The organism is Micromonospora sp. LZ34 (assembly GCF_052981855.1).
Genome location: NZ_JBRIQN010000005.1, coordinates 88,180 through 100,689, shown reverse-complemented (window position 1 = coordinate 100,689; position 12,510 = coordinate 88,180). Strand labels below are relative to the sequence as shown.

The 12,510-nt window shown below is 74.2% G+C and carries 16 protein-coding genes; 9 read left to right on the top strand and 7 right to left on the bottom strand.

Annotation, left to right across the window (positions count from 1 at the left end):
• Positions 1-61 precede the first annotated feature (61 nt).
• Positions 62-634 carry a DUF3000 domain-containing protein gene (locus ACVCAH_RS08160; RefSeq protein WP_447135435.1) on the bottom strand — a complete coding sequence of 191 codons (573 nt, stop codon included), beginning with the start codon at positions 632-634 and terminating at the stop codon, positions 62-64.
• A 144-nt stretch (positions 635-778) separates the two neighbouring features.
• Between ACVCAH_RS08160 and hemE the strand changes: the two genes are divergently transcribed.
• From hemE to ACVCAH_RS08140, 4 genes are all read left to right on the top strand, one after another.
• Entirely contained in the window at positions 779-1,876 is a 1,098-nt protein-coding gene (gene hemE / locus ACVCAH_RS08155) for a uroporphyrinogen decarboxylase (protein WP_447135434.1), read from the top strand.
• A gap of 5 nt (positions 1,877-1,881) precedes the next feature.
• Positions 1,882-3,291, top strand: a complete 1,410-nt coding sequence (gene hemG, locus ACVCAH_RS08150; RefSeq protein ID WP_447135433.1) for a protoporphyrinogen oxidase — start codon at positions 1,882-1,884, stop codon at positions 3,289-3,291.
• On the top strand, positions 3,288-3,989 hold the full coding sequence (gene hemQ / locus ACVCAH_RS08145; protein ID WP_447135432.1) for a hydrogen peroxide-dependent heme synthase: 702 nt from the start codon (positions 3,288-3,290) through the stop codon (positions 3,987-3,989). Before hemG ends, hemQ begins: the two co-directional genes overlap by 4 nt.
• A 96-nt stretch (positions 3,990-4,085) precedes the next feature.
• Complete coding sequence (locus tag ACVCAH_RS08140) at positions 4,086-4,802, top strand: HAD family hydrolase (protein WP_447135431.1); 717 nt, start codon at positions 4,086-4,088, stop codon at positions 4,800-4,802.
• A gap of 130 nt (positions 4,803-4,932) precedes the next feature.
• Here the strand turns inward: ACVCAH_RS08140 and ACVCAH_RS08135 are convergent, their stop codons facing one another.
• The 3 genes from ACVCAH_RS08135 to ACVCAH_RS08125 form a co-directional block, all read right to left on the bottom strand.
• A complete protein-coding gene (locus ACVCAH_RS08135) occupies positions 4,933-6,024 on the bottom strand; it encodes a lytic polysaccharide monooxygenase auxiliary activity family 9 protein (RefSeq protein WP_447135430.1) in 1,092 nt (363 codons plus the stop codon).
• Positions 6,025-6,136: 112 nt separating this feature from the next.
• Positions 6,137-6,592: a GNAT family N-acetyltransferase gene (locus tag ACVCAH_RS08130; protein ID WP_447135429.1), complete on the bottom strand. Its 456-nt coding sequence runs from the start codon at positions 6,590-6,592 to the stop codon at positions 6,137-6,139.
• A gap of 264 nt (positions 6,593-6,856) precedes the next feature.
• The gene (locus tag ACVCAH_RS08125) at positions 6,857-7,117 is read right to left on the bottom strand and encodes a Prokaryotic metallothionein (protein ID WP_447135428.1); all 261 of its coding nucleotides are present in this window, start codon (positions 7,115-7,117) and stop codon (positions 6,857-6,859) included.
• Between the two features lie 153 nt (positions 7,118-7,270).
• Here ACVCAH_RS08125 and ACVCAH_RS08120 point away from each other — a divergent pair, with 153 nt between their 5' ends.
• From ACVCAH_RS08120 to ACVCAH_RS08110, 3 genes are all read left to right on the top strand, one after another.
• A complete protein-coding gene (locus ACVCAH_RS08120) occupies positions 7,271-7,546 on the top strand; it encodes an isoamylase early set domain-containing protein (protein ID WP_447135606.1) in 276 nt (91 codons plus the stop codon).
• A gap of 150 nt (positions 7,547-7,696) precedes the next feature.
• On the top strand, positions 7,697-8,446 hold the full coding sequence (locus ACVCAH_RS08115; RefSeq protein ID WP_447135427.1) for a lytic polysaccharide monooxygenase: 750 nt from the start codon (positions 7,697-7,699) through the stop codon (positions 8,444-8,446).
• A 17-nt stretch (positions 8,447-8,463) separates the two neighbouring features.
• Positions 8,464-9,078, top strand: coding sequence for a DUF305 domain-containing protein (locus ACVCAH_RS08110; protein ID WP_447135426.1), 615 nt, complete (start codon positions 8,464-8,466; stop codon positions 9,076-9,078).
• A 288-nt stretch (positions 9,079-9,366) separates the two neighbouring features.
• Here ACVCAH_RS08110 and ACVCAH_RS08105 read toward each other — a convergent pair whose 3' ends face one another.
• Both ACVCAH_RS08105 and msrB read right to left on the bottom strand, forming a co-directional pair.
• Positions 9,367-9,741 carry a hypothetical protein gene (locus tag ACVCAH_RS08105; protein WP_447135425.1) on the bottom strand — a complete coding sequence of 125 codons (375 nt, stop codon included), beginning with the start codon at positions 9,739-9,741 and terminating at the stop codon, positions 9,367-9,369.
• Between the two features lie 35 nt (positions 9,742-9,776).
• The gene (gene msrB / locus ACVCAH_RS08100) at positions 9,777-10,181 is read right to left on the bottom strand and encodes a peptide-methionine (R)-S-oxide reductase MsrB (RefSeq protein ID WP_447135424.1); all 405 of its coding nucleotides are present in this window, start codon (positions 10,179-10,181) and stop codon (positions 9,777-9,779) included.
• A gap of 47 nt (positions 10,182-10,228) precedes the next feature.
• Here msrB and ligD point away from each other — a divergent pair, with 47 nt between their 5' ends.
• Both ligD and ACVCAH_RS08090 read left to right on the top strand, forming a co-directional pair.
• Entirely contained in the window at positions 10,229-11,254 is a 1,026-nt protein-coding gene (gene ligD / locus ACVCAH_RS08095) for a non-homologous end-joining DNA ligase (protein WP_447135423.1), read from the top strand.
• A gap of 185 nt (positions 11,255-11,439) precedes the next feature.
• Positions 11,440-11,952, top strand: a complete 513-nt coding sequence (locus ACVCAH_RS08090) for a helix-turn-helix transcriptional regulator (RefSeq protein WP_447135422.1) — start codon at positions 11,440-11,442, stop codon at positions 11,950-11,952.
• 6 nt (positions 11,953-11,958) lie between these two features.
• Here the strand turns inward: ACVCAH_RS08090 and ACVCAH_RS08085 are convergent, their stop codons facing one another.
• Complete coding sequence (locus ACVCAH_RS08085; protein ID WP_447135421.1) at positions 11,959-12,252, bottom strand: hypothetical protein; 294 nt, start codon at positions 12,250-12,252, stop codon at positions 11,959-11,961.
• Between the last annotated feature and the right edge of the window lie 258 nt (positions 12,253-12,510).

Genomic DNA, 12,510 nt, shown 5'->3' with positions numbered 1-12,510 from the left:
CCGCCGCACGTCCGCCGTGGCGTGCGGCGGCCCGCCCGGCACGACGCCATGACCGACGGGGTCAGGCGGCGCCGGCGGGGCGCCGGTCGGGGAGCGCGGTGACGCCGGGCGGGGGGAGGCCGGCGGTCGAGGCGAGCAGCGCGCACCAGGCGAGCAGGTGCGGGGCCAGGTCGTCGTCCACCGGCGTCCAGGAGGCGCGGATCTCGATGTCGCCGGCCGCGGGTGGGCCGGCCAGCTCGCCGAACCGGGTCGACATGGTCTGGGTGACCGTGCCGCCGATCGCCCGGTGCCGGGCGTCCTGGGCGTCCAGGGCGTCGGTCAGCCAGGTCCAGCCCACTCCGGGCAGCAGCGGGTCGGCGGCCAGGTCGACCTCCAGCTCGGCGGTCACGTAGGTGACCAGCCGCAGGGTCCCCTGCCACGCCTCGTGCCCGGCCGGGTCGTGCAGCAGGATCAGCCGCCCGGTGGCCACCTCGTCGCCGTCGCGCAGCACGGCCGCGGAGAGCGCGAAGGCGTACGGGGCGAGCCGCTGCGGCGCGCCCACCTCCTCGAGCACGATCTCCGGCCGGGGTGCGGCCGACCGCAACCCGGCGACCGCGCGGGCGAAGGTCTCCGGGAGCGCGATCGGGGGGGCCATGCCGGCAGCCTATGCCCGCGCCCGGCCGCCCAGCGGAACGGCACGCCGAGGGGCGTCCGGGGGCGGCCGGCGCGCGGCTGATCCGGGTCACAAAAGGCGGCGCTGCCCGCTGTGCCCACCGCGCCCCGTGGCACGATGGCCGCGATGACCACCGACACCACGGGCACCGCCGCCCGAGACGAGGCACCCCGCCCCGGGGGACCGGCCGACTCGCCCTTCGTCCGGGCCTGCCGGCGCCGGCCCGGCCCGCACACCCCGGTCTGGTTCATGCGACAGGCCGGCCGGTCGCTGCCGGAGTACCGCGAGATCCGGGCCAACGTGGGCATGCTGGAATCCTGCCGCCGCCCCGAACTGGTGACCGAGATCACCCTCCAGCCGGTGCGCCGGCACGGGGTGGACGCGGCCATCCTGTTCAGCGACATCGTGGTGCCGGTCGCCGCGGCCGGGGTCGACCTGGACATCGTGGCGGGCACCGGGCCGGTGGTGGCCGAGCCGGTGCGCGGCGCCGACGACGTCGAGCGGATCCGCCCGATCACCCGGGCCGACGTGTCCTACGTGGACGAGGCGGTCCGGCTGCTCGTCGCCGAACTCGGCGACACCCCGCTGATCGGCTTCGCCGGGGCGCCGTTCACCCTGGCCAGCTACCTGGTCGAGGGCGGCCCGTCGCGTACCCACGCGAAGACCAAGGCGCTGATGTACGGCGACCCGGAGCTGTGGCACGCGCTCTGCGCCCGGCTGGCCGAGGTGACGCTCGCCTTCCTGCGGGTCCAGGTCGACGCCGGGGTCTCCGCGGTGCAGCTCTTCGACTCGTGGGCGGGGGCGCTGTCCGAGGCCGACTACCGCCGCTACGTGCTGCCGCACTCGACGGCCGTGCTCTCCGGGCTGGCCGACGCGGGCGTGCCGCGGATCCACTTCGGGGTGGGCACTGCCGAACTGCTCACCGCCATGGGTGAGGCCGGCGCCGACGTCGTCGGCGTCGACTGGCGTACGCCGCTGGACGTGGCGACCGAGCGGATCGGACCCGACCGGGCCGTGCAGGGCAACCTCGACCCGGCGGTGCTGCTCTCCCCGTGGCCGGTGGTCGAGGCGGAGGTGCGGCGGGTGCTGGAGCAGGGCCGGGCCGCCCCCGGGCACGTGTTCAACCTCGGCCACGGCGTGCTGCCGGAGACCGACCCCGAGGTGCTGACCCGGGTGGTCGCGCTGGTGCACGAGCTGTCCGCGCGCCCGGCCGACCGGAGCTGACCGCCGTGGCGCGGCCGTGGCGGGTGGCGGTGGTGGGCGGCGGGATCGCCGGGCTGGCCGCCGCCCTCCAGGTGCACGATCGCGCCCCGGAAGGCACCCGGATCACCGTGTACGAGCAGTCCGGCGCGCTCGGCGGGAAGCTGCGTACCGGGGAGCTGGCCGGTCAGCCGGTGGAGTTCGGCGCCGAGTCCTTCCTCATGCGCGACCCGGCCGGCGGCCAGTCGGCCGCGGTCGCCCTGGTCCGCCGGCTCGGGCTGGCCGACCGGATCGTCCACCCGACCGTCGGGCAGGCCGCGCTCGCCGTGGCCGGGGAACTGCGTCCGGTCCCCGGCGGCACGCTGGTGGGCGTACCGGGGGATCTGGACCGGGTGGCGACGGTGGCCCGGCCGGACGCGGCGGCCGACCGCGACGAGGGCCACCCGCTGCTCGGCCCCGACGAGGACGTCAGCGTCGGTGCCCTGGTCCGGTCCCGGTTCGGCGACGAGGTGGTCGACCGGCTGGTCGACCCGATGCTCGGCGGGGTGTACGCCGGTCGCGCCGACGACCTGTCGCTGGTCACCACGATGCCCGCGTTGGCCCGGACGGCCCGGGTGGAGCACACCCTGGTCGGCGCCGTGCGGGCTGCGCAGGCCGCCGCGCCGCGCGCCCCGGGTGCCCCGGTCTTCGGCACCCTGGCCGGCGGGCTCGGCACCCTGGTCGAGGCGGCGGCGCGGGCCAGCGGCGCGACGGTCCGCCGGAACGCGGCCGTCCGCGAACTGCACCCGACACCGGCCGGCTGGCGGCTGACCGTCGGCCCGACGCGGGACCCGGAGCACGTCGAGGTCGACGCGGTGGTGCTCGCCGTGCCGGCGCGCCCGGCCGCCCGGCTGCTCGCCGGGCCCGCGCTGGAGCTGGCCGGCACCGTCGGCCGGCTGGACTACGCCAGCGTCGCGCTGGTCACCCTGGCGTTGCCCGCGCCGGAGCTGCCGGAGCTGTCCGGCTTCCTGGTGCCGAGCACCGAGGGCTTGCTGATCAAGGCGTCGACGTTCTTCACCACCAAGTGGGGGCACCTGCGCCGGCCGGACGGGCTGGCGCTGGTCCGCGCCTCGGTCGGCCGGTACGGCGAGGAGGCGCAGCTGCAGCGCCCGGACGAGGACCTGGTGGCGACCGTGCACCGGGAGCTGTCGGCGGTGCTCGGCGTCCCGCTGCCCACCCCGGTGGCCGGGCACGTGCAGCGGTGGGGCGGTGCGCTGCCGCAGTACACCCCCGGCCACGCCGCCCGGGTCGCCGCCGCCCGGGCCGCGCTGCGGGCGGACCACCCCACCCTGGCCCTGGCCGGCGCCGCGTACGACGGGGTCGGCATCCCGGCCTGCGTCCACTCCGGCGCGACGGCGGCCGACGAGATCATCACAGCACTGGAAGGATCGGCGAGATGACCGAGCAGACCAACGCGGCCCGGCTGCGCGAGCTGAACGCGACCGTCCGCTACACCATGTGGTCGGTGTTCCGGGCCAGCAGCCCGCTGCCGTCGCTGCGGGACAACGTCACCGGCGAGGTCGAGGCGCTCTTCGAGGAGCTGGCCGGCAAGGACGTGGTGATCCGGGGCACGTACGACGTCGCCGGGCTGCGCGCCGACGCGGACCTGTTGATCTGGTGGCACGCGGAGTCCAGCGACGCGCTCCAGGACGCCTACCTGCGATTCCGCCGTACCGCCCTGGGCCGGGCGCTGACCCCGGTCTGGTCGCAGATGGCGCTGCACCGGCCGGCCGAGTTCAACAAGAGCCACATCCCGGCGTTCCTGGGCGGCGAGGAGGCCCGCCGCTACGTGTGCGTCTACCCGTTCGTGCGCTCGTACGAGTGGTACCTGCTGCCCGACGCGGAGCGGCGTGAGCTGCTCGCCGAGCACGGCCGGTTGGCCCGCGGCTACCCGGACGTGCGGGCCAACACGGTCGCCTCGTTCGCCCTCGGTGACTACGAGTGGATGCTCGCCTTCGAGGCCGACGAGCTGCACCGGATCGTTGACCTGATGCGTGACCTGCGCGCCTCGGGCGCCCGCCGGCACGTCCGGGAGGAGATCCCGTTCTTCACCGGTCGCCGCCGATCCATCGCCGACATCGTCAACTGCCTGGTCTGACGCCCGGGGCCGGCACCGCCTGCGCGGTTGCCGGCCGCCGCGGTCGCGCGGCACCCCGGGGCGCGGATCCGGCGTTGACCTTGGCAGGATTCGGCGATGGCGTTCTCCGGCTGCACCCACCTGCTGCTCGACTTCTTCGGCACCGTCGTCGACTACTCGCCGAGCCGCACCGACCAGGGGTTCGACCGCAGCCACGCGCTGCTGGCCGACTGGGGTTCCCCGCTGGGCTACCGCGAGTTCCTGGCCGCGTGGTCGGCCGTCTCCGCCGAGTTCGACCGGCGTAGCGACGTCGACGACCGGGAGTTCTCGATGACCGAACTCGGCACCGAGTTCCTGCGCCGGGTCCTCGGCGGCGTGCCTGACCCGGCCGACGTCGAGACGTTCGTGGGCACCTACCTGGCCGAGTGGAACAGCGGGGTGCGCTGCCCGGCCGGGATGGCCGAGCTGCTCGCCCGGCTCGCCGGCCGGTACCGGCTCGCCGTGGTCACCAACACCCACCGGGCGGAGCTGGTCCCCGACCACCTGGCCGCCATCGGTGTCGCGCACCTGGTCGACGCGGTGGTCACCTCCGTCGAGGTGGGCTGGCGCAAGCCCCACCCGGCGATCTACGCGGCGGCGCTCGACGCGGTCGGCGTACCGGCGGCGGCCACCGTCTTCGTCGGCGACACCTTCGTTGCCGACTTCGCCGGGCCGGAGGCGGCGGGCATCCGGTCGTTCCTGATCGACCCGGCGGGCCGGCATCCGGTGCCCGCCGGACGCCGGCTCACCTCCCTGTTCGACCTGCCGGACCGGTTGGCCGGCCGGCCCGGCTGACCGGCCCGGATGTCCCGGCCGGCTGCCCTGGCCGACCGGCGTGGGTCCGGGTCGGAGGGTGCGTCGGTCGATCCGCGAGGGCCGGCCGGGGCCGCGTCCGGAGGGAGTGGGCCGCGGCCCCGGCCGGAGATCACCTGCTCGTCGTGCAGCTCGGCAGCGGCGCGGTGTTGCTGCCGTTCCACGTGCCGAGGAAGCCGAACGTGGTGCTCGCGCCGGCGCCGAGGCTGCCGTTGTGGCCGACGTTGCGCGCGGTCACCAGCGTTCCGTTGCTGCTGACCGTGGCGTTCCACGCCGAGCTGACCCGTTGGCCGTCCGCGTAGGTCCAGCTCACCGACCAGCCACTGATCGGTGACCCGCCGTTGGTCACCTGCACCTCGGCCTGGAAGCCGCCGGCCCATTGCCCGGTGACCCGGTACGTCGCCGTGCACGCGCCCGCCGGCGGGGGAGTCGTCGGCGGCGGGGTGGTCGGCGGGGGCGTGGTGGGCGGCGGGGTGGTCGGCGGCGGCGTGGTCGGGGGCGGGGTGGTGGGTCCGCCGCCGGAGAAGTCCACGTCACTGCACAGGTAGTACGACTGGTCCAGGTGGCTGGCCTGCCAGATCGTGTACACGATGTGCCGGCCGGTGCGACCCGGCGCGTTCGCCGGGATCTCGATGGACACGCCGTTCGTCTCCGGCTTCCACTGCGACGCCGGGGTGTTGCCGATCTGGCCGGCCAGTTCCAGGTCGTCCCAGCCGAGCGGCTCGGTCAGCGCGTTGAAGCCCTGCCGGGTCACGTACACCCGGATGTAGTCGGCGCCGTGGCTGGCCTGGTCGTACAGGCGGACCCGGAAGCTGTTCGCCACCGGGGCGGTCTTCCAGGCGCCGACCGCGTCGAGCGCGTTGTACCGCCCGCCCTCGGTGTGGCCGGCGCTGCAGAGCTGGCCGTTCGGGATGGCGGCCTGGTGGTTGCCGGCGACGCCCTCACGGAACAGGCCGTTCCAGTTCCACATGGCGTTCGGGTTGGCCCTGCCAGGCCTGCCAGCACATCGGATCCTCGGTGGCCATCCGGGGATTCTGGAAGTCGCTGCCCAGCGCTGCCAGCAGCCGTAGTTGCGGGACGCGGGGTCGACCACGGAACCGTGCGCGGAGACCGGATTGGCCAGCGCCGTGGTCAGCAGCAGGACGGCGGCCGCCGCGACGGCGAGCAGCCACAGGACGGGTGTTTTTCGAAGCTGAGTGGACAAGGGGAGCCCCCAGGGCAGAGGTCGGACGACGATGCCCGGACGGCCGGGAGTTGCCCCTCCCGGCGCTCGCGTGGCTCCCGTGGCTCTGCCCGGCAGGCTGCCACGTCAATCGTCAGCCGTCAATGGGTCCGCGCCGCATCGGGGTGTGCGGGATGCCGTCCTCGACGTACTCCGGACCGCTGACCGTGAAGCCGTGCCGGGCGTAGAAGTCGACCAGGTAGGTCTGCGCCTCCAGCACGCAGGGCCGGTCGCCGACCTCGGCGAGCGCCGCGGCCATCAGCCGGCCGGCGTGGCCGCCGCCCCGGGCCGCCGGAGCCACCACCACCCGGCCGATCCGGGCCACGCCGCCCGGGTCGGCCAGGATCCGCAGGTACGCCAGCGGCGCGCCGTCGTGGTCCAGCCAGAGGTGCCGGGTGCCGGGCTCGACGTCCCGACCGTCGAGTTCCGGGTACGGGCACCGCTGCTCGACCACGAACACGTCGATGCGCAGCCTCAGCAGGTCGTGGAAGGTGCGGGCGTCCAGGTCGGCGAACCGGGCGACCCGGACCTCGGTGCTCAGCGACGGCATCCCGCGATCCTAGGTCGCGCTGCGCCAGCTCCTCCCGCCCACCCGCCGGGGAGCCGGCGGGGCCCCCGCCGGCTCCCCGGCGGGGCTGGTCCTCGATCGTCTGATCGTGCGCAGGGCCCGTCCCGGCGTGTCGCCCTGCTGGTCAGCAGACAATCATGGGTGCCGGGTGCCGGGTGCCGGGTGCCGGGTGCCGGGTGCCGGGTGCCGGGTGCCGGGTGCCGGGTGCCGGGTGCCGGGTGCCGGGTGCCGGGTGCCGGGTGCCGGTCAGGCGGGGCGGGCGCCGACGGCGTCGCGGACCTCGGCGCCCTGGGCGCCTTCGACCGCGCGGGCGCAGTGCGCGCAGCAGAAGAAGCGGCCGGAGACCTCGACGCCATGGCCGATGATCTTGATCTGGCAGTGCTCGCAGATCGGTGCCAGCTTGTGCGCCGCGCACTCGAACGAGTCGAAGGTGTGCACGTCGCCGCTGACGGTCCGCACCTCGAACGTCATCCAGTAGTCGTTACCGCAGACCTCGCAGGTTGCCACGACAGATCCCTCCGAAACGGAACGTTTCCCCCAGCCTGCGGCACGCGTCCGGCCCAGGCGGGCGAAACGGGCAACCCGGCCTCACCTGGCGGCGTGTCGCCCCCGGCGTGTCGGGCGTTGTACCTGCTGGACCGCCCGACCCCGGAGGAACACGTGATCAAGCGCAACAGGCTCTTCGGCAACCAGACCCGGGTCACCTTCTGCCTCCCCCGGGACGCCCCGCCCGGCACGGTGAGCGTCGTCGGCTGTTTCAACGGCTGGGAGCCCGGCCGGCACGAGCTGGTGGCCCGCCGGGACGGCACCCGGACGGTGACGGTGAAGCTCGGCCCGGGGGAGTACCGCTTCCGCTACCTCGCCACCGGCGGGATCTGGCTGGACGACGACTCCGCCGACGAGGTCGACGAGCGGGGTGGCCTGCTGCGGCTCTGACCTCGCCACTCACGGGACGGAACCACGTCGCCACGACACGTGAGAAGTTGAGCTACATCGATGATTTTATCGATAGGAGTCTTTACTGTTAACAAGGTTTAATTTACGTTGATGGCATCACCGCAGGCCCGAGCCGAGGGAGATGCCACCATGCGTCGAAGAATCACCGTCCCGCTCGTGGCGGCGGGCGCCGTCGTGTCCTCGCTCGCCGTCGCCGCCCCCGCGCAGGCGCACGGCTACGTCTCGTCGCCGCCCAGCCGCCAGGCGCTCTGCGCGCAGAACCGGGTCCCGGACTGCGGCCAGATCAAGTACGAGCCGCAGAGCGTCGAGGGCCCGAAGGGGCTGCGCAACTGCCACGCCAACATCGCCCACTTCGCCGTCCTCAACGACGACAGCCGGGGCTGGCCGGCCACCTCGGTCGGCAGCTCGGTGACCTTCACCTGGGTCAACACCGCCCGGCACGCCACCAGCAACTGGGAGTACTACATCGGCGGCACCCGGGTCGCCGTCTTCAACGGCGGTGGGCAGCAGCCCGGCTCAACCGTGTCGCACACCGTCAACCTGGGCGGCTACTCGGGCCGGCAGAAGGTCCTCGCCATCTGGAACATCGCCGACACCGCCAACGCGTTCTACTCCTGCGTCGACCTGCAGATCGGCGGCGGGGGCGGCGGACCGACGCCCAGCCCGACGCCGAGCCCGACCCGCACCACGTCGCCCACCCCGACGCCGACCGCTCCGACCAGCCCGCCCGCCCCGGGCGGCACCTGGACCGCCGGTCGCGCCTACCAGGTCGGTGACCAGGTCACCTACAACGGGCTGAGCTACCGCTGCCGCCAGGCGCACACCGCGATCGCCGGGTGGGAGCCGCCGAACGTGCCGGCGCTGTGGAGTCAGGTCTGACCGTACGGGTGCGGCCCGTGCCGGCACGCGCCGCACCCGTCCTGCGTCGCGTCCGGGCCACCGGCCGGCGGCGCCGGCCCGCCGTCGCCGCGCTGCTCACCCTGCTGCTGGCGGCCGGCTGCGCTGCCGATCCCGCACCGCCGCCGGCGGGCGCCCCCGCGCCCGTCGGCACGGCGAGCGCCGCCATCCGCGGCCTCGACGTGGTGTTCCTGACCATGATGGTGGCCCACACCGAGCGGACCCTGGAGATCGCACGGCTGGCTCGGGACCGGGTGACCGACGGCGAGCTGCGCACCCTGGTCGCCGCGATCGAAACGACCGAGGCCGACGAGTTGGTGACCATGCGCACCTGGCTGCGCACCGCCGATCCGGCCGCGACCGCCGGTCGGCACGACCACGCCGGGCACGCCGACGCCGCCGACCTCGACCGACTGCGGTCGGCCACCGGGGTCGACGTCGACCGGGTGCTGCGCGAGGTGCTCATCGCGCACCAGCAGGCCGCCGCCGACCTGGCCCGGGCGCATCTGGCGACCGCGGTCAACCCGGAGGTGGCTGACCTCGCCCGGCGCGTCGAACAGTCACGCACCGCCCAGGTCCAGCTGATGGCGGGGCGGCCGGCCGCCGGCCGGTGAGCCGCGGCGCAACCGACCGGCCGCGGGAAGCGGCGGGGTACCCGGCCGTGGCGGGGGAGCGGTGGGGTGGCCCGCCCGGCTGCGGGGGAGTGCGGGGTGTCCGGCTGTCGCGGGAGGAGCGGTGGAGTGGCCCGCCCGGCTGCGAGGAAGCGGCGGGGTGCCGGCTGTCGCGGGGGGAGGGGTGGTCCGCCCGGTCCCGGCGTGTCACCGTCGCCCGCCCCCGGCGGCGTGGCTCCGGGCGGCGCGGGTCACCGGCGCCGCGCCGCCGACCGCGGGCGTCGTGCGTGGTCAGCGCCGGCGCGCCTGCCGGAGGGCGAGCGCGACCGGCAGCAGCGGCACCAGCACCCAGAGCTGGCGCAGGGTGTAGCGACGCAGCTCACCGTGGATGTCGACCCCGGCCAGCTCGCGGGCCAGCGCGCCGGGCCGGCGCAGCGCCACGGCGTGCAGGGCGAGCGGAAGGTAGTTCAGGCCGAGCACCGCGAGATACCCGCCGAGCACGACGTCGAGCGGACCACCGGCGCCCACGAGGAGCCGTCCGCCCAGCGCCAGGCAGCCGATCGTGCCGAGGACGAACTCGGCCAGGATCACCCGGCGCCGGACCGGGGACCCGGCCGAGCCGTGCAGGTCGATCGCCGCCAGCCGGCGTACGTCGAGGAGGGTCACCCGTCAACAGGTAGTCGACCGGTGCCAGCCCTCGGTCAGCGCGGCTCCAGCCGGATGGAGAGCGAGTTGACGCAGTGCCGGGTGTCCTTCGGGGTGAAACCCTCGCCGTGGAAGACGTGCCCGAGGTGGCTGTCGCAGCGGGCACAGCGGATCTCGGTCCGGCTCATGCCGAGGCTGCGGTCCTCGATCTCCTTGACCCGGCCGGGGATGGCGTCGTCGAAGCTCGGCCAGCCGCAGTGCGAGTCGAACTTGGTGTCACTGGAGAAGAGCTCCAGCCCGCAGGCCCGGCAGTGGTAGACGCCGGACGTCTTGGTGTCCACGTACTCGCCGGTCCACGGGGGCTCGGTGCCGGCCTCGCGCAGCACCCGGAACTCCTCGGGGCTGAGCCGGACCCGCCACTCTTCCTCGGTGCGGGGCAGTTCGGTGTCGTCGAGACTCACCCACCAACGGTACGTCGAACGTCGGACCGGTGGCATATGGTCGCGCAATGGGTGGCACGAAGGCTGCGGCCGAAGAGATCGAGGTGGCCGGGCACACCGTACGGCTGAGCAGCCCCGACCGGGTCATCTTCCCGCAGCGGGGCTTCACCAAGGCGGACGTCTTCCACTACTACCTCGGCGTCGGCGAGGGGATCATGCGTGCCCTGCGCGACCGCCCGACCACGTTGCAGCGCTTCCCCGAGGGCATCGAGGGGGAGATGTTCTTCCAGAAGCGGGTGCCCACCCGGGGCGTGCCGCCGTGGGTGGCCACCGCCGAGATCAGCTTCCCCAGCGGCCGGAAGGCAGCCGAACTCTGCCCGGCCGACCTGGCGCACGTGGCCTGGGCCGCACAGATGGGCACGGTCGTGTTCCACCCGTGGCCGGTCCGCGCGGCCGACGTCGACCATCCCGACGAGCTGCGGGTCGACCTCGACCCCCAGCCCGGCACCGACTTCGCCGACGCGGCCATGGCCGCCGGCGAGCTGCGCGCCATCCTCGACGAGCTGGGCGCCACCGGCTGGCCGAAGACCTCCGGCGGCCGGGGCGTGCACGTCTACCTGCGGATCCAGCCGCGCTGGACGTTCGTCGAGGTGCGCCGGGCCACCATCGCGCTGGCCCGTGAGCTGGAGCGCCGCCGGCCGGAACTGGTCACCACCGCGTGGTGGAAGGAGGAGCGCGGCACCCGGGTCTTCGTCGACTTCAACCAGATGGCGCGGGACCGCACCATCGCCTGCGCCTACTCGCTGCGGGCCAACGCTCGCGCCACCGTCTCCACCCCGGTCGGCTGGGACGAACTGCCCGACGTCGACCCGGACGACTTCGACCTGCGTACCGTGCCGGCCCGGCTCGCCGAGCGCGGCGACCCGCACGCCGGCATCAACGACACGGCGTGGGACATCACGCCGCTGCTGGAGTGGGCGGAGCGGGACGCCGCCGCCGGCCAGGGGGACATGCCCTACCCGCCCGACCACCCCAAGATGCCGGGTGAACCCAAGCGGGTGCAGCCCTCCAAGGACCGCGACCGCCCCCGCTGACCCCCGCGCTACCGCGTCCGCGCCCCGCTCATGATCGTCTGATCACGAGCAGGCCGGATCACTGCTTCACAACCTGCTCACCGTCATCCGATCAAGGAATTTGACCTGGTCCCTTCGTCGGCCGCCGGACGGTCCACGCGAGGAACCGCTCGAACAGTTCTGCCGGGTCCCGGCAGGAGTTGGGGTTGAGTTTCGATCAGGTCAGCCGTCGCGTCGAACAATTGGCTGGCCATGTAGATGGAGAGCGCCACCCGGTCCGCCTGGAACTCGTGCCGCAGCAGCATGCGGTCAGCCGGGCACGGCCACGTGGCGGCGCATACGCGGCAACGCCAGAGCGGACGCATGGGCAGGTGTTGGTGCACCCGGTGCAGGCTGCCCAGAGGTTGCCTGCCAGCAGCGGAAACCTTCGGCTCGATCACCCCTCCAGACTGCCCGGAGCTGTTGTCTATATCAACAGTCTCCGTAGTTGTCAGAGCGCAACGTCTGTGCCGCTGCCTACCGTCAACCCTGTGGAGCTTGTGGGCGTCGCAGAGATCCGGGAGATGCTCGGGAACGTGTCGCGCCAGCGGGCGAGCGTGATCGCCAATCAGCGGAACTTCCCCGAGCCGATCGCGGTGTTGGCGATGGGCAAGGTGTGGCGGAAGTCTGACGTCGAGAAGTGGATCCGGCAGCACCGGCCTGAGCTGACGACGGACTGAGTGCCGTCAGCGGGGGCCGGTGAGGCTCTCGACGGCCGCCTTGGCCGAGCGCAGGTCGGCGCCGGTCGCCTTCCGGTACGCGGCGATCGCCTTGATCTTGTCGCCCCGCGCGAGGTGCTCGCGGACCTCCGCCGGCGCCGGCGTCCGGTCGTCCACCCCCAGGTGGTCCATGACGAGCTTCAGCCGACGCTCGATCTCGCTGAGCCGGTAGGCGGTGCCCGACTGCTGGGGCGTGCGCGCCAGCTGCGCGATGAGCAGCGCGACGACGGCCAGCAGCAGGATGGTGAGCGGAGTTTCCATGCCGCCGATCGAAGCACTCCGGTGCCAGCGCCCGGCGCACCGGCGGCGGTGACTCGATCAACTCCGCATCGCCGGTCCGGCGGTATCCACCCAGGGCCGATACCGCCGGATCGGCGACACCGTGGGGGTGCCGCCGGTTGGTCGACCCGGGTTGCGGCAGGTCGGGGCGTCCGGGGCCGGCGGCAGCCCGAGATGCCGCACCTCGTGTGGCTCACGCACGCCGCTGTCGCCGGCGCCCGGCCGGGCCGCCGGGTAACG

Bases quoted from the DNA above. Each gene is read 5' to 3' on its own strand.
- ACVCAH_RS08160 (WP_447135435.1), bottom strand. From the start codon at position 634: ATGGCCCCCCCGATCGCGCTCCCGGAGACCTTCGCCCGCGCGGTCGCC.
- hemE (WP_447135434.1), top strand. From the start codon at position 779: ATGACCACCGACACCACGGGCACCGCCGCCCGAGACGAGGCACCCCGC.
- hemQ (WP_447135432.1), top strand. From the start codon at position 3,288: ATGACCGAGCAGACCAACGCGGCCCGGCTGCGCGAGCTGAACGCGACC.
- ACVCAH_RS08140 (WP_447135431.1), top strand. From the start codon at position 4,086: ATGGCGTTCTCCGGCTGCACCCACCTGCTGCTCGACTTCTTCGGCACC.
- ACVCAH_RS08130 (WP_447135429.1), bottom strand. From the start codon at position 6,592: ATGCCGTCGCTGAGCACCGAGGTCCGGGTCGCCCGGTTCGCCGACCTG.
- ACVCAH_RS08115 (WP_447135427.1), top strand. From the start codon at position 7,697: ATGCGTCGAAGAATCACCGTCCCGCTCGTGGCGGCGGGCGCCGTCGTG.
- ligD (WP_447135423.1), top strand. From the start codon at position 10,229: ATGGGTGGCACGAAGGCTGCGGCCGAAGAGATCGAGGTGGCCGGGCAC.
- ACVCAH_RS08085 (WP_447135421.1), bottom strand. From the start codon at position 12,252: ATGGAAACTCCGCTCACCATCCTGCTGCTGGCCGTCGTCGCGCTGCTC.